The sequence below is a fragment of the Pseudomonas abyssi genome (genome assembly GCF_002307495.1).
Lineage (GTDB): Bacteria > Pseudomonadota > Gammaproteobacteria > Pseudomonadales > Pseudomonadaceae > Halopseudomonas > Halopseudomonas abyssi.
The window spans coordinates 1-16,269 of the sequence record NZ_NTMR01000031.1 but is presented as its reverse complement, the minus strand read 5'-3'; the positions used below and the strand labels follow the sequence as shown (position 1 = coordinate 16,269).

Below are 16,269 nucleotides of genomic sequence, written 5' to 3'. Positions count from 1 at the left end.
TCTCTCGGGGCGGCTAGCTGCGGGGAATTACGACTGGGCTGTGTCGAACTGGCTGATGTAGTGGGTATGTGCTGGGTGCTGAATCGCACGGGGGCGTAGCGCCTGCACATCACTGATCGCCTCGCGCAGTGGTACGCCGCACTCGATCAGCAGCTGTGCGGCAATCAGGCCGGTACGACCCGACCCGCCTTTGCAGTGAATGGCAATGTTCTTACCTTCCGTGAGCAACTGCTTGATCCGCTCGCGATTAACGTCCCACGCCACCTGGAATCGCTCACCGGGCGCCTGATCGTCCTCCACCGGCAGGTGGAACCACTCGATGTCGCGCTGCCGACACTGCCCAGGCAGATTTTCGACTTCGTTCTGGGTCAGTTCTTCGGTGGGCATCAGGGTCAGCAAGGCTGAAGCACCGGCCCCTTTGAGAGTGTCCAGCGCCTCAGCGACCGATGTGTCTTTGGTACCAGGGCACGGCGTGAAGATCAGTTGGCCTTTGACCTGCTCGGAGGTCAGCACGGAGTACGGATGCTGTTGCACGATCAAAAAATCCTTCAGATGGAACGTTGATTAACGCGTTTCGAGAGTTCTTCTGCCGATTCCTTTCGCTCGGAATAGCGGTCAACCAGGTAGTCGGAACGCTCACGCAGCAGCAGGGTGAACTTCACCAGCTCCTCCATCACGTCCACTACGCGGTCATAGAAAGCCGAGGGTTTCATCCGGCCAGCCTCATCGAACTCCAGGAAAGCCTTCGGGACAGACGATTGGTTCGGGATGGTGAACATGCGCATCCAGCGGCCAAGTACACGCAGCTGGTTGACCACGTTGAAGGATTGCGAGCCTCCACAGACTTGCATCACCGCTAGGGTTTTACCTTGAGTTGGGCGGACTGCACCCATGGCCAACGGAACCCAGTCGATCTGCGCCTTGAATACGGCAGTCATCGAGCCGTGACGCTCCGGCGAGCACCAGACTTGTCCTTCCGACCACTGCATCAACTCGCGCAGCTCCTGCACCTTGGTATGGCTATCTGGAGCATCGTCCGGCAGCGGCAGGCCAGATGGATTGAATATCCGAGTTTCGGCACCGAAGTGCTCCAGCAGGCGAGCGGCTTCCTCAGTCAGCAAGCGACTGAACGAACGTTCGCGGGTCGATCCGTAGAGCAGCAAGATGCGCGGCTTGTGCTTGACGGTAAGAGGGCCGCCGAGTTTGTCGAGGGTGGGCAGATCGACTAGTTGAGCATCGAGATTGGGGATGTGTTCTTCAGACATACGTCTACTCCTGAGCGAGTGCTGCGCGAGGCTGGTCGAACCAGCGGCGCTTGAGCCACAGCGCCACCCCGACAAGGGCGATCAGCACCGGCACTTCCACCAGAGGGCCGATCACCGTGGCAAAGGCCACCGGCGAAGCCAGACCGAACGTGGCAATAGCCACAGCAATAGCCAGTTCGAAGTTGTTGCTGGCAGCGGTAAAGGCCAGCGCGGTAGTACGTGGGTAGTCAGCCTCCAACAGCTTGCCCATCCAGAAACTGATGAAGAACATCACCACGAAGTAAATGGTCAGCGGGATGGCGATGCGCAGCACATCCAGCGGCAGTTGCAGCACCATGTCGCCCTTGAGGCTGAACATCGCCACGATAGTCAGCAGCAAAGCGACCAGCGTCAGCGGGCTGATGCGGGGGATGAAACGCTGGTTGAACCACTCTTCGCCTTTGCGGCTGATCAGGAGCTTGCGCGTCATGAAACCAGCCAGAAACGGAATGCCGAGATAGATCAGTACGGACTCGGCGATGCTGACAAAGCTCACGTCGATCACGCTGCCCTGTAGTCCGAACAAAGGTGGCAGCAGGCCGAGGAAGATCCAGGCATACAGGCTGAAAAACACGATTTGGAAGATGCTATTGAACGCGACCAGGCCAGCAACGTACTGGTTATTACCCCCTGCGATCTGGTTCCACACCAGTACCATGGCAATGCAGCGCGCCAGGCCGATAAGGATCAGGCCTGTCATGTAATCGGGGTAATCGCGCAGGAAGATCACCGCCAGGGCGAACATCAGTACCGGGCCAATCACCCAGTTCTGGATCAGCGACAGCGCGAGAATGCGCTTGTCCTTGAACACCTCGGGTAGCTCTTCATACCTGACCTTGGCCAACGGCGGGTACATCATCACGATCAGGCCAATGGCGATCGGGATATTGGTCGAGCCTACCGACAAGCTGTTGAGCCTGGCCGGTAGGCCCTCGAACAGGCTGCCCAGGCTGACCCCAATGGCCATGGCGAGAAAGATCCAGATCGTCAGGTAGCGATCAAGAAATGAAAGGCGGCTTTTGCTCATCCTCATGCCTCCAGAGTTAGAGCGTACCGATCAAGGCCAGCTCAGCCTTGAGTTGCTCGGTATCCATCTGCAGCGGTAAAGCCAGGAAGGCTTCAACGCGGGTTTTAATCTGCTCCAGGGTGGCGGCAAAAGCGGCTTCGATCTCGTCCTCACTGCCCTGGTATTCCGATGGATCAGCCAGCCCCCAGTGAGCCTTGGTCGCCGGCCCAAAAAATACCGGGCAGGCTTCGCCGGCAGCCTTGTCGCAGACCGTGATCACGAAGTCAGGGGCTAGACTCTCGTGAATATCGCTGGATTTGCTGAAGAGCCCTGTAGTCGAGATACCTGCGCTCTCCAGCGTTTTCAGGCTTAGCGGATGCACTACACCTTTCGGCTGACTGCCGGCGCTGTAGGCTTTCATGCCAGCCGGTGCCAAGTGGTTGAACACAGCCTCGCAAAGAATGCTGCGGCAGCTGTTGGCGGTGCAGAGAAACAAAATCTTCATCGAGCTATCTCGTAAAAGTAGAGTGCGGCTCAGCAGCAGGCAGCGAGCCGCTGCGGGCGGTCGCCCATCACATCGAGGCGTTTGGCATCCAGGCTGAGCCAATGCTGATTGGCATCCAGAGTGGTTTTCAGAACAGCGATCACCCAGTCCGGTAGGCTGGGGTGCAGGCGGTAATAGACCCACTGGCCTTGTCGGCGATCTTCCAGCAGACCGCAGTTGCGCAGTTGTGCTAGGTGGCGGGAAACCTTCGGCTGGCTTTCATCCAGCGCGCAGGTCAGCTCACAAACGCACAACTCATCCTCGCGGGTGATGAGCAGCATCAGGCGAACGCGGGTCTCGTCAGCCAGGCATTTGAATACGGTGGTCGGTGTCAGGTGGTCAGCCATAGAGGTCTCAACGTTTAGTTTTCACCAGCACGAACATCTTGATGCGCTCGTGTATCTCGTGAAGGGTGTGGCGGAATGCGTCGGGCTGGGTGCTGGTCACCGGGTCTTCAAAGTTCCACGCCAGTACCTCACCAGCACCTGGAAGGGCCTGGCACTCCAAAGACGACTTATCGCACAGTGTGATGACGTATTCGAAACGCTCGCCGGCAAACTCATCAATGGACTTGCTGCGCAGCCCCTCGGTGCTTACGCCAAGGTGCTCAAGCGCATCCAGGGTGCGCGGATCAACCTCACCAGGCTCAGTGCCGGCGCTGAATGCCTCGAAACGTTCGGAATCAGTGTGTCGCAGTAGCGCTTCAGCCAGCTGCGAGCGAGCAGTGTTAGCCACACAAACGAACAGCACGCGGGTCTTGTTAGACATTGCCAAATCTCGAATCGAATATGGTTTAGCAAATATATGTTTTATCGAATATACAGTAAAGCGAAAATCATCATCCGGTGCACGAGCTCCCCGGAAAGTGATGTCAATAGCTTGGTTTTGCTGGCTTCCTGCTGCCGTCAGACCGATATCGTGAGCTAGAAATACTCAGTAACATCTGCCTGATCGCATATATGAATGTTGTAATCTTTTCGTCATCAGAAGAGCCTTAGGCTTCATCGCATCTCTAACCCAAGCAGGAACCTTGCGATGAAAAAAATGACTTTGACTGCAATGCTGTTGACCAGCCTGTTCGCCACCGCCGCCTTCGCTAGTCAGTACGACAAGCCTGGCTTTGTCACCGAAGTCGAAGATGGCCGCCTGTGGGTGTTCCGCGAAGGCTCTAAGGAACTGGAAGAATTCAAGAAAACCGGCGAGCCGGCCAAGCAGTTCACCGACATCGGTAGCGGCCCGAATGGCATGACGGTTAAATCTGCGGACGATCAGACCCTGAAGGACTACCTGCAATCGCTGAAGAAGTAAGCGGAACCAAGAGTCCGAGCGCCTGTCGCTCAGCGCCGCCTTCGGGCGGCTTTCTTTTATGCGTCCGGTTCGTGTTGTTCGCAGCTATGCCCCCTCAGGCCAGCAACTGGTTATTTGAAGCAACCGGTCTCGATGCCTCGTAGGTCTTTTCAGTCGCTTGGGTAATCTGCTCAAGCACGGGATCGCTTATGGTAGTCAACTAGCCCCGAAGCCAAGACCATAAGTGCCTATGATGCGTACTGTTGGGCCCATTAAACCTACAACCCCACCATGGCGGGATCGCCATCTGCGATCACTCCCGCCAGCGCTCACGCAAGAGGATTCGCAGACTGATAGTGCTGGTCACAGAGTCACGCCCTCGATAATGGGTTCATCGTAGACATAGCAGACGCGCTGCCCGAGCCAGTCCTGAGGAAATGGCTGCTCCTGCCTAATCGTATCCTCGATGATGGTAACCATGACTTGCCGTGCGAGAGCCCGAAGATCTTGGCATCCAACAGCCTGCATAACCGACGCGGGCCCTGATAGGCCTCATTGAGGCTGGAGCGCAATACACCAAAACCCCTGAGAAAACAGGCCAGACCGCTTACCTGCTCGAAGCGGATCGGAGTCTCAGTGGCCAGGAATGACGGCCAGGGCATCAAGCACATCCCTGCGCAGAAAGCGCTGGAAGCCGACTTATCTGGACTAATAGCCTTCAAATTGGGCCAAAAAATCAGATTCTATAATCGCTCTATAATCACTTTATAATCGCCTATAAAGCTCATTCCAGAGTGCTCCGGCAGCCTGCAGATAGCGGCAGCCACACTGCGCTACTAAAGGTTGACCCGCCGCGCGCCACGAATGCTTGTGTTCGGGCCGAGGTTCAAGCTCCGTTGGTTAATCTTGAAGCAAACCATGAGCCGTGATCCGCCTTCGCGCGTGCGCACGTCGATTGCAATCAGCTTTCGGGCTTGGTCTTCTTCACCGGCGGCAGAAAAAACATTGGCCTCTGTGGAGGGGCAATCAGCGTGTCAGTGGATTTGATGCTTGTGCCTTTGCGGCGTTTCGTTTTTCCGTCCTTTCCGACCGCAAGCACATCGCCTGTAGCGATCGCCATATCCAGAGCCTGCTTTACACGTAGCTCGTCGGCCATGGTGTAATTCGTCAGTCCGGTCATTAGTCCGCTGAACGGCTGCCGCTCACGATCATAAACCTGCCTGGGGAGGAGTTCTGAGAGCTCATCACGGATGCGATCGGCCGTTGCGTCATCAAAATGGTGTTCATCCAAAAGAAGATCAGGCTGCCCAGTTACGGCGATATCGCGATTGGCGTCATATCCGAAAAAACTGGACGGTGACAGCATATGGGAAAAATTATTGCCGTACTTCCAGTGAATTTTCTTCATTACATCGTTGGCACGGTAGTTGTTCGCCAGGTGGATAAACCAATAGGCCATCGGGTTGTTGCCAGCTGGACGGATGAAAAATACGGTCATGTACTCCGCGCCGCTTTCTTGTTTGATTCCCTCCGAAAGGAAGCGCTGAATGATGTATTGCCAATTTCGAGGCTGATGTGCCTTCAACTCCTTCAGCGTGCTCCATGGCACATGGTGATCTAAGCCGATATTGGAAATAGCTTTGCGGTTTGCCTGTCGGTCAGCAAGGTACGTAACCAGGAAGTCGACATTGAATGTAAGCAGAACCTCTGCACTGCTCAGATTCTGGAAAATCCATTTGATCTTGGGAAATGGTACGTCGCCGTATCCATACTGATCCAAGAGAAAAAGCACGCGTTCGCCTTTCCCGAAGAACTTGAGCTTTTGCGCAATGATTGGCAGGGCCTGGGTAAATTCGGCACTATGCAGGTGGACATCGCTACCCACTCGAGAGGCATGGCCGCGAGCGGCCAGTACAGCGTGCAGGCAAGCAATGTTTTCAGGTTTCACATCTACGAAATAATGCTGCGAGCGAATGGTGCGCGGCTTGATGCGACCCTGGTTGTTACGCACCTCTGATTCTTGAATGGCCTCCAGTGCAATTACTGGAGAGCCGAAGTGGGTGCCGCCAGCGCCGTCATGGTAGATGCCGCCGCCGCTGAAACCATCAACTATGGATAGCCCCAGCTCCGGCATCTGCTGATTCCGCATCAGAACATCAATGTAGGCCTGTATGTAATCATCAATAATCTGATGTTTGATCCTGCTGTGCGGATCAATGGTCGGGAAGGTCTGCGTTCCCCAATCCCAACGATACTTCTCTTCATCCTTGGCCATCTGCATTCCTTATTTTGGTATCAGGCGAGATTGAGTAGCGGAATTTCATCCCAGGTCTGGCCGTTCAGCAGCCGCCCGTTGGCCTTTTTCGAGCGTTTCACTCCATCAGAGCCCCAGCCGCCCCATTGCTTGAAGAAGAAGGCTGAGCCGAATGAATCGCATTGCTGGTGTATGTTATCCACCCATTCTTGTTTCATCGGCCGGGCTTTCGGCCCTGACTCACCACCAACGATCACCCAGTGAATCTCAGTCAGATCCAGCTCTCCCAAATCCTCCAACAGTGGCTCAACAGAGAGAAAGCGAATAGTGGCGTTTACACGGCGTAAACAGTCGATCCTTGGCACTCCATACTCGCGATCCTCAACAGACACCCCCAGCCAGGCATTGGCAGGCGGTGTCCGGCTGCCGAAGTATGTAGCTAGGCGCTCGGCACGCTTAGTGAGTATTTGGAATGTGTGCTGAGAGGCCTTCTGAATCACCTCGAAGACTTGATCGATGTAATCGTCTGGCACATGTTCATGGAACAGATCAGACATTGAGTTCACGAAGTAAATCGTCGGTTTCTTGCGCTGCAACGGCTCCTGAAGCTTCTCCGGTCGCAGACTCAAGCGAAAACCGTTTTCATATCCTGGCGTCCCCATCGCCTGCAGCCGGTGCGCCATGTTTTCGGCGTAGCAATGCTTGCAGCCTGGCGAAACTTTGGTACATCCCACCACGGGGTTCCAAGTCATTTCCGTCCATTCGATGCTTGTCTGTGTACTCATTGCACAGTCACTCCTGTCCTGCGTCGATATTAGTGAGAAGCTGGCGAGTGAGTCAAAGTGCCAGCATTAAGTTCAAGGGCGGGTCGAGCTGCTAGGCCACCAAAAGAAATAGCGGGGTCGATATAGCGCATGGCTGACTTCATGTCCTTCCAGCCCACGTAGGTCATCAGTGCCTTGAGATCCCAGCCATTGGCCGTGGCCCAGGTGGCGAAGCCGCGGCGCAGCGAATGACTGGTATACAGCTCAGCCGGGATACCCGCACGCTGCAATATCTGGCGTAGCAGGCTGATCAGGCTGCCGGGATGCAGCGCTCTGTCATTCAGGTGCCCCCAGCGATCCAGGCGGCGGAACACGGCCCCTCGTACTATGCCGGCGACACTGATCCAGTCGAGATAAGCCTGTACCGGACAGAGGCGTTTCAGGGCTGGAGCGTAATGGGTCGTGCCAAGGTTCTCCCGATCCCCCTTGCTCTGCGGCAAGAACAAGGTCATGCCGGCGCCGGCCTCAACCTGGACATGCTCAACCTGCAAGCGGCAGAGCTCGTCGCTGCGGAACCCCCGCCAGAAGCCGACCAGCAATAACGCCATGTCGCGTCGGCTTCGTAGCAGACTTGCCAAGTCGCCCGACTGCTGAGCGCGTTCGACCTCCTGATTCAGCCACTGAACTGCCTGTTCTAGATGCTGCACCTGCAGTGGGGCTGCTTGCTTAGCCTGCGCCGGATGCAGGGTGCGGATGCCCTTGAGTACCTGGCGCACTGTGGGTGTTTTGGTTGGATCGGGGAAGCCTTGGTTGATGTGCCACTGGGCGAGGGCTGCCAGCCGCTGCTTCATCGTACTGAGGCTCAGAGTGTCGGCGTAGTCCACCAGGTAGCGCACGATGCTGTCACCGGTCGCCGGTAGGAAGCCGCCCCAAGTCACCTCGAAGTGTTCGACGGCCGACTGGTAGCTGCGGCGGGTGTTTTCCCGCGTGCCGGCATGCAGATAGCGCTCGACGTCCTTCATCGCCTGGGGTTTGCCCTATGTGTACTGGAAAACGACTGAAAAATAGCCATTTTCGCCCATCCCATTAAATAAGTCTCGGTTATTTTATCTTATTTCATCCTTCAAATCCTGCTTTACTTCAGAACAAATTAGTATGTAAATACGTGGTATGTAATCCAATACGAAATCGTAGGAGCAGACCATGGCCCGCGGCGGCATCAATAAGGCGCTGGTTCAGAAGGCCCGCCAGGCCATCCTGGCGCGAGGAGAGAACCCCAGCATCGATGCGATACGGGTCGAACTGGGAAACACTGGTTCAAAAACCACCATTCACCGCTACCTGAAAGAACTCGAAGACGCTGACTCCGATCGGAGCGCTGTCGTACTGCCGCTCAGCGAGCAGTTGGCCAACCTGGTGGGCCAGTTGGCGGATCAGCTCAGGGAGGAAGCGAAGGCCGAGGTGGCGCACGAGCGCGAGCAACTGGCTCGGGAACGACTTGATTACCAGAACCAGGTTCAGCAGGCAGAAAGCCGTATCCAGCAGCTGGAAGGTCAGTGCATTGAGCTCACGGAGCAGCTCCAGACTGCCCAGCAAGCGCTACTGCAGGAACGACAGATGCGTCAGCAGGCTGAGGTCGGGAATGCCCGCCTACAGCAAGCCAACCAAGACCAAGAAACGCGCCTGCGGGATCGCGATGAGCAAATCCTCTCGTTGGAAGATAAGCATCAACATGCTCGTGATGCCCTGGAGCACTATCGCCAGGCCAGCAAGGAACAGCGTGAGCAGGAGCAGCGTCGCCACGAGTCGCAGATGCAGCAACTGCAACTGGAACTACGGCAATTGCAGCAGACCCTGATCGTCAAACAGGACGAGTTGACCCAACTGAACCGCGACAATGCGCGCCTGCTCACAGAGGCGCGGCAGCTGCAAAAAGAGCAGCATGCACAGCAACAGCTATTGGCGCAGAAGGTCCAGGCCTTGGAAGCCGCTCAGCGCACGTTGATCGGAGCTGAACGCGCGAATGAGGCCCTGGAACAGCGCTGCAGCACATTGCAGGAGGAGGTGTCTCGGTTAAGCGAGACCTCCGCGACCCAGGCGCAGCAAGCGCAGATCCTGCAGGAGCGCTTGGCCGAAGCCATCACGCACCTGAAACTGCTCGGGCATACGCCGCTCACTACCAGCGGTAATGAAACAGGTACATGACCCTGTGTTTCCAGCTCAAAGGCCGCCCTCGGCAGGGATCAAACTGGCAGTCCATATTCAATCGAACGAATAGCCTGCCGCACAGCGCGCGTACCAAATCCGGTTACCAGTAGCTCGACCGGCTTCTCATTGGACAGCACGACATTCGGTGCCGTTAGCCAGCGGAGCGAACCTCCTAGATCACCTTCGTGCAGCTCCAATAGCGCATCGAGGATCTCGATAAGACGACAGAACACCTCACCTGCCTGCATAGACATCACGGTACTGTCGGGGGACGCAGTGACCCACTCCGCAATCTGCTCCGCCGACCGTTCCAGCTCGCTCGCCAAATCGGAGATCAACGAAATCGGCAGGCCCGCCAGCACGGCGACGTGCAGGTAGTAGTGGCCTTTCGGCAAACCCAGTTTTTCGAGGAGTCTTCCCATAACTGCCTCCAGGATAATTGGCCATTTGATAATGTCATCTTGGCCCCGAGTTTGCGCATGATGGCTTCGAACCATCCGCACCGTAGTTTCGAGAGAGACCGAATGAACATTACTTGAAGGCTACTCGGCAGTGCGAGAGGGCTTTGGCAGTGACGCTTTGATCGGTGTTATTATTGAAACCTGCCCAAGAGCTTCCTCTCCCGGGTACGTGTACCGGTGATGAAACTTGGTTTGAGGCGGTCTCGTTGAGGCCGCCTTTGTCGCTTCTGGGAGAGCCCCCAGTGCTAAGCAGCCATATGCGTCGAAGCGCAAAGCCTCGACCAAAGCTGTTCGCAGGCCCTCTAACTCGGCATTTCTCCAATCTTATGAACTCGCGCTGAGTACGGACGGCGGGAATTATCTGCAATTATCTCGGCAGAGATAATTGATCAATATTTAGCCACCGCAATTGAGCAGCGCCTCTCAAAATTAATCCTTTAGACACAGCAGGTTACAGAACAAATGTCCTAATTTTTGCCTTATCTCGGCATGCCCCCGTTAAGCCTTAGCCAAACCGTTTCTCTGCTGGCTTAATCGCATCACGCTCCACAGCATCGAGTACCTTCACCAGCCCACGGCTCTGATGTGGCCACTTCTGCAGAAAAGCCTTACAGAACAGAAGCCTACAGCCTAAATGAATGAATTTTCTCCTTATCTCGGCATGGCCCCCTATGAGCGCGCTGGAGAACCGCGTGCCACCGCTGCTCGTAGCGGTCCTGATCGCTCTGCTGATGGGGTTGTCGGGACCCAGATTGCCGAGCATCGAACTGGCATGGACCGAGCGCCTGACCTTCGCTTTGCCGGTACTGCTCCTGGGGCTCGGCGTGTGCCTCGCCGGCGTACTGTCGTTTCGCCGCGCTCGCACTACGGTCAATCCACTAATGCCGCAGCAGGCTTCGGCATTAGTGGAGGCTGGCATCTACCAATACAGCCGCAACCCCATGTACTTAGGCTTCGCCATTATCCTTGCGGCTTGGGCGCTGGCCTTGGCCTCGCCTCTGACCCTGCTGGGCGTGGTTGCTTTCGTGCTGTACATGAACCGTTTCCAGATAGCAGCCGAAGAGTGGGCGCTGGAAGCACTGTTCGGCGAATCATTCGTCCGCTACCGCGCACAAGTCCGCCGCTGGCTCTGAGCCTCGGCGGCGTTAGCGACTGCCGGGGCATACTCGTCACATCAGCATGCCGAAGATGCCCACGACCTAGCCTGATCTCCTCGTGAGGAACTGATTTGGGCACATGCCGCTAGCATGTCTCTGGTCGATGACATAGCGGCAACGAGTGATGTCACAAGTTCACTCCGGTTGATATCGAGCTAACTGTCTAGCAACAGCGTTGAGCGCAAAGCAGGCTTATGCTTCGCTGCGATGACTGTCGGCCTGCCTGGTGTCGATACAAACACTGCCGTCTAGTTCCATTTCAAGTGTCGAGTGGCTGACTTTGAATTGCTCATGAAGTACTCGTTTTAAATCAGTCTTTACTCGTTCAATTTCGGGCAGGCTAGCCTTCTTGATGACAACGTGAGCTTCCAATGCAGTTGAATGTTCGGCAATTTCCCAGACATGTACGTGGTGAACACTCACAACGTCGTCCACTTGCTCCATGACATTGATTATATCAGTGATGGAAACTCCTTCTGGTGCGCCCTCCATTAACAAGTGAATGGTTTTAGGCAGCATGCTAAAGCCCTGCCAGAGCACGTACCCAGCAATCATCAGTGTCAGGACAGTATCCGTCCAGTACCAGCCATACAGAAGAATCAATGTTCCGGCAATAATAACCCCGACGGAGGCCAGCGCATCCGACACATTGTGCAGGAATGCCGCCTTTATATTCATGCTATTCTTAGACATTGTGTAGGTGAGCAAGGCCGTGACGACATCTACAATCAAGGCTATTCCCGCCACCACGACCACTGTCCATCCTTCAATGGGCTGTGGGGCAAAAAACCGACCTATAGCTTCGTAGATGAGGTAGAGACCAACGATAATCAGCGTGACCAAGTTAATCAAAGCCGCTATGGTTTCACTGCGTCGGTAGCCGAAGGTTTTAAAAGCATCTGGCGGTTTGCGACCGATTTTACGTGCGATGAGCGCAATAACCAGTGATGCGGCATCGCTCAAGTTATGTAGCGCGTCAGCTATGAGTGATAAACTGCCAGAAACTATTCCTCCAACAACTTGTGCCAGAGTTAGCACAGTATTAACGCCAATGGCAGCGATTAAACGCTTATCGCCTATGGCTTCGGTGTTATGGTTATGTTCGTGAGCCATTGGTTTTTAACCGTCCTTAAATAACATAAGACAAGGATAGGGAGCCCAAAAAAAGTAATAGATAATACTAGCACCAATACCATCTGGCCTTCCAAACCACACTGACAGAAATGCGACCACTCTCAAGCGAGTTCGTGCATTATCGTCTGAAACTTGCCGATAACTGGCCGATCCCTCTCAAACGTTAAACGACGTTGCTCGCTAATGATAGATGATACGGCGTCAATCCGAGGATGACAAGATTGTAATCTTCCAATCATTCTTTTCGTAGGATAGGCCCTTGCAGATTGGTGCGCCTCGGTGCTGACATGACGAAGCAAGGCGCTCATGTCACCGCGCAATGGAAGCATTACATTTCAATAATGTAATGCTTGGCTCATGCTGCTGTTAGCTTCAATCACGCAAAATTCATTCGAACCTGCAGGGCTCAGCGAGAAAGCTCAGCAAGCCACCTTTGAATTTAGCGAGGACTGCCCTATGAATCTGTTGAAAGCTATTGTTGTTGGTTTGGTAATCTGCGGCTCCGCATTGTCTTATGCAGAAGATGGCTATGACCGCTCAATTAAATTTTATGAAAAATTCCGAGCAGATCAAAAACGAATTCACGGAACCGAATCCGCCAAACGAAAAATAGACGAATTACAGATTAAGGATACCCGCCAAGATCAGAACAATACGGAAAGCAAGAAAGAAACCAAAGCTGACTAACCGCTTCATATCTGAACGATATTCGCCTCCGGCAGCTTCCAAGCTCCTTTGGAAGCAGTTGCACTCTAAGCGCCTTCGGGGCGCTTTTTTGTTTCCATAACTTGCCCGCAACATCGCTACCAGCGAATCGCCCTTGATTTATAGGGTATACGGATTTAATGGTTGATGGGGTGAAGGTGCCCCATCAACCATTAAATCCGTATACCCAAAATGTCTTATCCGGGGCTGAACCGAAAATAGAATACTCTTGCTGTCTGAAAAAGCGTGAGCTGATGCTTGGATCCCGATATGAACTATCCAGTAATCTGTCTGTCTTAACTGGGATATCCCTGATTCCTTATTCCGGTATTTCTCGAATCCGGCATCGGAAAAGGAATCTTGGCGCATGAGGTTTAACTCGTTATCGGGACTGGATCCATTATAAATGAACGTCGGAATTAATCAGAGTAGCCTTAAAAGAATAAGTGGATTTATTGCCGCCGGAGGAATGGCAACCCTTTTCCATTGGGCGGCCATGTCCGGCCTGGTTCTGCTTGGCATGGCCCCCGTAGCAGCCACCTTTTCTGGAAGCGTTGTAGGAGCGGTTACCAACTACTGGTTGCAGCGAACTTTGGCCTTTCCAAACGCACGCCCACACATCCAGGCCATCTGGCGATATGCCTTTTCCTGTTCACTCGCAGCTCTCCTGAACGTTCTGATCTTTTTAGTCCTGCATCAACTGTTTGAAATCTCTGTTGTGCCTGCTCAGCTTCTAACCACTGCGGCTGTCGCTGTATTTAACTATGTTGTCTACCAAAGGCTGGTATTTCATGAACAAACCTCTTGAGACTTCCCGTGCGCCGAATGAATCAGAGCTGCTTTCCCTGGTGGTTCCGGTGTTCAATGAGCGTTCGATGCTTCCCCTATTCTTTGAGCATGTATTGCCGATCCTTGCGAGCCTCGATATTCGCTCGGAGATCGTGGTTGTGGACGATGGTAGCGAGGATGGCAGTGCCGAATTTGTTAGGACTTTCATTAAAAGGAAATCGAGCATCCGTCTCGTCAAGCTAAGCCGCAACTTTGGCAAAGAGGCAGCGGTAACAGCAGGGCTGGAGCATGCCAAGGGGGATGCGGTGATCGTTCTGGATGCGGACCTTCAGGATCCACCTGAATACATTCCCGAGATGGTCAAGAGTTGGAAGTCCGGCTTTGATGTCGTTCTGATGCAACGTCGATCACGTGTAGGCGAGAGTTTTCTCAAGCGCTGGAGTGCGCACCTTTTCTATCGCTTGCTGAATAAGACCAGTCGCACTGAAATCCCGGTCGACACGGGTGATTTCCGATTGATGAGCAGGCGGGCAGTTGATGCCCTTCTCCGGTTAGGAGAGCGCAACCGCTACATGAAGGGACTCTTTGCCTGGGTTGGTATGCCAACGACGATCATCGAATACGACCGGGCATTGAGAGTGGCTGGCGAGAGTAAGTGGGACTACCCGGGCCTGGTCGGCCTGGCCCTTGAAGGCCTGACTTCCTTCTCAGTGTCACCTCTCAGATGGGCAACGCTTGTCGGCTTGCTGGCCGCCTCCGTTGGTGGATTGTTCGGTGTCTGGATTGTAGCGAAGGCAATAATGCTCGGCGATCCGACTGACGGCTACCCATCGTTAATCGCCCTCATCAGTTTTCTGGGCGGCATACAACTGGTGAGCGTTGGTATCGTTGGTGAGTATGTGGGCAAAACCTACATCGAATCGAAACAGCGACCACTGTATCTGACCGAAGAAGTGGTCGAGAACAAAGAGGTATCAAGCCGAGACCAAATCAGCAACTTCAGAGGCGTCAAGAATGTTAAAGCGATTTGAGCCCTGGTTCTGGGTACTGGCTGCCGTATTGTTCAGTCGCTTTATCGGAATGACGCTGTTTCCCTTCGTGGATACAACGGAGCCCCGATACGCTGAAATCGCTCGGTTAATGGCTGAATCCGGGGACTGGATAACGCCCTGGTTTGAACCCGGCGTTCCGTTCTGGGGGAAGCCTCCCCTGTCATTCTGGGCTCAAGCGGCCTCTCTAAAGATATTTGGACTGTCTGAATTCTCATTGCGGCTACCGGCATGGTTCGCCACGATTGGAATCGTATGGCTGACGTGGTGCCTCGCAAATCATGCGCGAGGTGCTGCGGTCGCTCGGTGGTCTACTCTTGTGCTTTCCACGATGGCACTCACTTATATCAGTGCTGGCGCAGTCATGACGGATACATTCCTGGTTTTTGGAACGACCCTCTCTCTGGTGAGCATGTGGTTCGTGCTTTCGGGCCGGTCTGACTATTGGCGCTGGTGGTTTTTCGTGGGCCTGGCTATCGGCTTGTTGTCAAAGGGACCGTTGGCTGTTGTATTGACCGTTACCCCCCTGGTGCTATGGGCTGCTATTTTCAGGCAGCAGTTACAACCGTTAAAAAAATTACCCTGGCTTCTTGGCTCACTTCTGACACTGGCGATTGCCGTGCCATGGTACGTGCTCGCTGAATTGAAAACGCCCGGGTTCCTCAACTATTTCATCATTGGCGAACACTTTAGCCGGTTTCTGGACCCCGGGTGGGCCGGCGATTTGTACGGTAGTGCCCATGACCGGCCCAAGGGCATGATCTGGATATTCTGGATTTGGGCTTCATTCCCCTGGGGTATCATTGGCTTGGTTGGCTTTGGCCTTGCGGCGGCGCGAGGCAAAACAAAGGATATATTCACTGGTGCTGTTCAAGACGCCTCAACGCTGTATCTGTTGTTTTGTGCGATAACGCCAATGCTGTTCTTTACCCTGGCAGGCAACACGCTCTGGACTTACATACTTCCTTCTCTGCCGTTCTCGGCCATTCTGATTGCCGGATGGGTGTCGCAGCTCAATTTACGTCCCTGGTCCAGAATCAGGTCGGGTGCTGTATTACTTGCACCCGTTCTCTTTACCCTTTCTGTGTTCATAGGTGTGAGCGGAGTAAAACCACTAAAAACCGAGAAGCAATTGATAGGCCGGTATGAGAGCATTCAGCAAGCGGGAGACGGTCCAATCTTTTACATTGGCAAGATGCCATTTTCCGCACGTTTTTATTCGTTGGGCGACGCTGTCGAAATCACCTCCACAGAATTCGACAGTCTGCTGGACGCTGACGGGTACGCCAGGGTCTTTGCCGCAATTCCAAACGATGCGGTAGATAAGGTTCTTGGTCCGCGGGCCACTGACGCTCAGAAGCTGGGGGAGAACAAACGGTACCAGCTATTCTCGATCGATCTTCCGCCAACAGACAGCCAGAATGACCCCGTTGATTCTGAATTAAACTCGAAGAATGATTAATGACGCAGCTGATTACTGCTAAAACTGAGTCTTTGAAGGCCGGATTTTCAAGATGGCTGGCCTTTTGGCAGTGATCTAGTCCGGAAATGGCAGTAAAATCAGAATCCTGGCTCCTCCGTTTTTCGGGTATACGGATTTAATGGTT

18 protein-coding genes are annotated in these 16,269 nt (G+C 54.2%); 7 read left to right on the top strand and 11 right to left on the bottom strand.

Features of this window, described 5'->3' with window-relative positions:
• Positions 1 to 27: 27 nt before the first annotated feature.
• The 6 genes from CNQ84_RS18770 to CNQ84_RS18745 are packed head-to-tail and all read right to left on the bottom strand — an operon-like array spanning position 28 to position 3,622.
• Entirely contained in the window at positions 28 to 534 is a 507-nt protein-coding gene (locus tag CNQ84_RS18770; protein WP_096006321.1) for a phosphatase domain-containing putative toxin, read from the bottom strand.
• A gap of 14 nt (positions 535 to 548) precedes the next feature.
• Positions 549 to 1,265, bottom strand: coding sequence for an arsenical resistance protein ArsH (gene arsH, locus CNQ84_RS18765; protein ID WP_034073044.1), 717 nt, complete (start codon positions 1,263 to 1,265; stop codon positions 549 to 551).
• Positions 1,266 to 1,269: 4 nt separating this feature from the next.
• A complete protein-coding gene (gene arsB, locus CNQ84_RS18760; protein ID WP_096006320.1) occupies positions 1,270 to 2,331 on the bottom strand; it encodes an ACR3 family arsenite efflux transporter in 1,062 nt (353 codons plus the stop codon).
• Between the two features lie 16 nt (positions 2,332 to 2,347).
• Complete coding sequence (locus tag CNQ84_RS18755) at positions 2,348 to 2,815, bottom strand: arsenate reductase ArsC (RefSeq protein WP_065336089.1); 468 nt, start codon at positions 2,813 to 2,815, stop codon at positions 2,348 to 2,350.
• A 29-nt stretch (positions 2,816 to 2,844) separates the two neighbouring features.
• The gene (locus CNQ84_RS18750; RefSeq protein WP_065336111.1) at positions 2,845 to 3,201 is read right to left on the bottom strand and encodes a metalloregulator ArsR/SmtB family transcription factor; all 357 of its coding nucleotides are present in this window, start codon (positions 3,199 to 3,201) and stop codon (positions 2,845 to 2,847) included.
• Positions 3,202 to 3,208: 7 nt separating this feature from the next.
• Positions 3,209 to 3,622 carry an arsenate reductase ArsC gene (locus tag CNQ84_RS18745; RefSeq protein WP_096006319.1) on the bottom strand — a complete coding sequence of 138 codons (414 nt, stop codon included), beginning with the start codon at positions 3,620 to 3,622 and terminating at the stop codon, positions 3,209 to 3,211.
• Between the two features lie 267 nt (positions 3,623 to 3,889).
• Between CNQ84_RS18745 and CNQ84_RS18740 the strand changes: the two genes are divergently transcribed.
• Positions 3,890 to 4,162 carry a hypothetical protein gene (locus tag CNQ84_RS18740; protein WP_096006318.1) on the top strand — a complete coding sequence of 91 codons (273 nt, stop codon included), beginning with the start codon at positions 3,890 to 3,892 and terminating at the stop codon, positions 4,160 to 4,162.
• A gap of 940 nt (positions 4,163 to 5,102) precedes the next feature.
• Here the strand turns inward: CNQ84_RS18740 and CNQ84_RS18735 are convergent.
• From CNQ84_RS18735 to CNQ84_RS18725, 3 genes are read right to left on the bottom strand one after another with little or no spacing between them, the layout of a single operon-like run.
• Positions 5,103 to 6,416, bottom strand: a complete 1,314-nt coding sequence (locus CNQ84_RS18735; protein WP_096006317.1) for a three-Cys-motif partner protein TcmP — start codon at positions 6,414 to 6,416, stop codon at positions 5,103 to 5,105.
• A 20-nt stretch (positions 6,417 to 6,436) separates the two neighbouring features.
• Positions 6,437 to 7,180 (bottom strand): phage Gp37/Gp68 family protein, encoded by a 744-nt coding sequence (locus CNQ84_RS18730; protein ID WP_096006316.1) that lies wholly within the window; start codon positions 7,178 to 7,180, stop codon positions 6,437 to 6,439.
• Between the two features lie 29 nt (positions 7,181 to 7,209).
• Positions 7,210 to 8,181, bottom strand: coding sequence for a site-specific integrase (locus tag CNQ84_RS18725; RefSeq protein ID WP_096006315.1), 972 nt, complete (start codon positions 8,179 to 8,181; stop codon positions 7,210 to 7,212).
• Between the two features lie 181 nt (positions 8,182 to 8,362).
• Here CNQ84_RS18725 and CNQ84_RS18720 point away from each other — a divergent pair, with 181 nt between their 5' ends.
• Positions 8,363 to 9,364 carry a DNA-binding protein gene (locus CNQ84_RS18720; RefSeq protein WP_049688556.1) on the top strand — a complete coding sequence of 334 codons (1,002 nt, stop codon included), beginning with the start codon at positions 8,363 to 8,365 and terminating at the stop codon, positions 9,362 to 9,364.
• A 38-nt stretch (positions 9,365 to 9,402) separates the two neighbouring features.
• Here the strand turns inward: CNQ84_RS18720 and CNQ84_RS18715 are convergent, their stop codons facing one another.
• Positions 9,403 to 9,789 carry an antitoxin Xre/MbcA/ParS toxin-binding domain-containing protein gene (locus CNQ84_RS18715; RefSeq protein WP_096006314.1) on the bottom strand — a complete coding sequence of 129 codons (387 nt, stop codon included), beginning with the start codon at positions 9,787 to 9,789 and terminating at the stop codon, positions 9,403 to 9,405.
• A gap of 710 nt (positions 9,790 to 10,499) precedes the next feature.
• On the opposite strand from CNQ84_RS18715, the gene CNQ84_RS18710 reads away from it, so the two are divergent.
• On the top strand, positions 10,500 to 10,961 hold the full coding sequence (locus CNQ84_RS18710) for a methyltransferase family protein (protein ID WP_083729409.1): 462 nt from the start codon (positions 10,500 to 10,502) through the stop codon (positions 10,959 to 10,961).
• 216 nt (positions 10,962 to 11,177) lie between these two features.
• Here CNQ84_RS18710 and CNQ84_RS18705 read toward each other — a convergent pair whose 3' ends face one another.
• Positions 11,178 to 12,098 (bottom strand): cation diffusion facilitator family transporter, encoded by a 921-nt coding sequence (locus tag CNQ84_RS18705; RefSeq protein WP_083729407.1) that lies wholly within the window; start codon positions 12,096 to 12,098, stop codon positions 11,178 to 11,180.
• Between the two features lie 378 nt (positions 12,099 to 12,476).
• Here CNQ84_RS18705 and CNQ84_RS18700 point away from each other — a divergent pair, with 378 nt between their 5' ends.
• The 4 genes from CNQ84_RS18700 to CNQ84_RS18685 all read left to right on the top strand — a co-directional run bounded on the left by CNQ84_RS18700 (position 12,477) and on the right by CNQ84_RS18685 (position 16,124).
• Positions 12,477 to 12,806, top strand: coding sequence for a hypothetical protein (locus CNQ84_RS18700; RefSeq protein WP_229744518.1), 330 nt, complete (start codon positions 12,477 to 12,479; stop codon positions 12,804 to 12,806).
• 424 nt (positions 12,807 to 13,230) lie between these two features.
• Positions 13,231 to 13,632, top strand: coding sequence for a GtrA family protein (locus tag CNQ84_RS18695; RefSeq protein ID WP_008930568.1), 402 nt, complete (start codon positions 13,231 to 13,233; stop codon positions 13,630 to 13,632).
• Positions 13,616 to 14,644 (top strand): glycosyltransferase family 2 protein, encoded by a 1,029-nt coding sequence (locus CNQ84_RS18690; RefSeq protein ID WP_083729405.1) that lies wholly within the window; start codon positions 13,616 to 13,618, stop codon positions 14,642 to 14,644. Before CNQ84_RS18695 ends, CNQ84_RS18690 begins: the two co-directional genes overlap by 17 nt.
• Positions 14,628 to 16,124: an ArnT family glycosyltransferase gene (locus tag CNQ84_RS18685; protein WP_083729403.1), complete on the top strand. Its 1,497-nt coding sequence runs from the start codon at positions 14,628 to 14,630 to the stop codon at positions 16,122 to 16,124. Before CNQ84_RS18690 ends, CNQ84_RS18685 begins: the two co-directional genes overlap by 17 nt.
• The last annotated feature ends 145 nt before the right edge of the window (positions 16,125 to 16,269 follow it).

Excerpts from the sequence above, each read along its gene's own strand:
- CNQ84_RS18715 (WP_096006314.1), bottom strand. The coding sequence starts at position 9,789 with ATGGGAAGACTCCTCGAAAAACTGGGTTTGCCGAAAGGCCACTACTAC.
- CNQ84_RS18725 (WP_096006315.1), bottom strand. The coding sequence starts at position 8,181 with ATGAAGGACGTCGAGCGCTATCTGCATGCCGGCACGCGGGAAAACACC.
- arsB (WP_096006320.1), bottom strand. The coding sequence starts at position 2,331 with ATGAGCAAAAGCCGCCTTTCATTTCTTGATCGCTACCTGACGATCTGG.
- CNQ84_RS18710 (WP_083729409.1), top strand. The coding sequence starts at position 10,500 with ATGAGCGCGCTGGAGAACCGCGTGCCACCGCTGCTCGTAGCGGTCCTG.
- CNQ84_RS18745 (WP_096006319.1), bottom strand. The coding sequence starts at position 3,622 with ATGTCTAACAAGACCCGCGTGCTGTTCGTTTGTGTGGCTAACACTGCT.
- CNQ84_RS18735 (WP_096006317.1), bottom strand. The coding sequence starts at position 6,416 with ATGGCCAAGGATGAAGAGAAGTATCGTTGGGATTGGGGAACGCAGACC.
- arsH (WP_034073044.1), bottom strand. The coding sequence starts at position 1,265 with ATGTCTGAAGAACACATCCCCAATCTCGATGCTCAACTAGTCGATCTG.
- CNQ84_RS18730 (WP_096006316.1), bottom strand. The coding sequence starts at position 7,180 with ATGAGTACACAGACAAGCATCGAATGGACGGAAATGACTTGGAACCCC.
- CNQ84_RS18705 (WP_083729407.1), bottom strand. The coding sequence starts at position 12,098 with ATGGCTCACGAACATAACCATAACACCGAAGCCATAGGCGATAAGCGT.
- CNQ84_RS18685 (WP_083729403.1), top strand. The coding sequence starts at position 14,628 with ATGTTAAAGCGATTTGAGCCCTGGTTCTGGGTACTGGCTGCCGTATTG.
- CNQ84_RS18750 (WP_065336111.1), bottom strand. The coding sequence starts at position 3,201 with ATGGCTGACCACCTGACACCGACCACCGTATTCAAATGCCTGGCTGAC.
- CNQ84_RS18695 (WP_008930568.1), top strand. The coding sequence starts at position 13,231 with ATGAACGTCGGAATTAATCAGAGTAGCCTTAAAAGAATAAGTGGATTT.
- CNQ84_RS18740 (WP_096006318.1), top strand. The coding sequence starts at position 3,890 with ATGAAAAAAATGACTTTGACTGCAATGCTGTTGACCAGCCTGTTCGCC.
- CNQ84_RS18720 (WP_049688556.1), top strand. The coding sequence starts at position 8,363 with ATGGCCCGCGGCGGCATCAATAAGGCGCTGGTTCAGAAGGCCCGCCAG.
- CNQ84_RS18690 (WP_083729405.1), top strand. The coding sequence starts at position 13,616 with ATGAACAAACCTCTTGAGACTTCCCGTGCGCCGAATGAATCAGAGCTG.
- CNQ84_RS18755 (WP_065336089.1), bottom strand. The coding sequence starts at position 2,815 with ATGAAGATTTTGTTTCTCTGCACCGCCAACAGCTGCCGCAGCATTCTT.
- CNQ84_RS18700 (WP_229744518.1), top strand. The coding sequence starts at position 12,477 with ATGCTGCTGTTAGCTTCAATCACGCAAAATTCATTCGAACCTGCAGGG.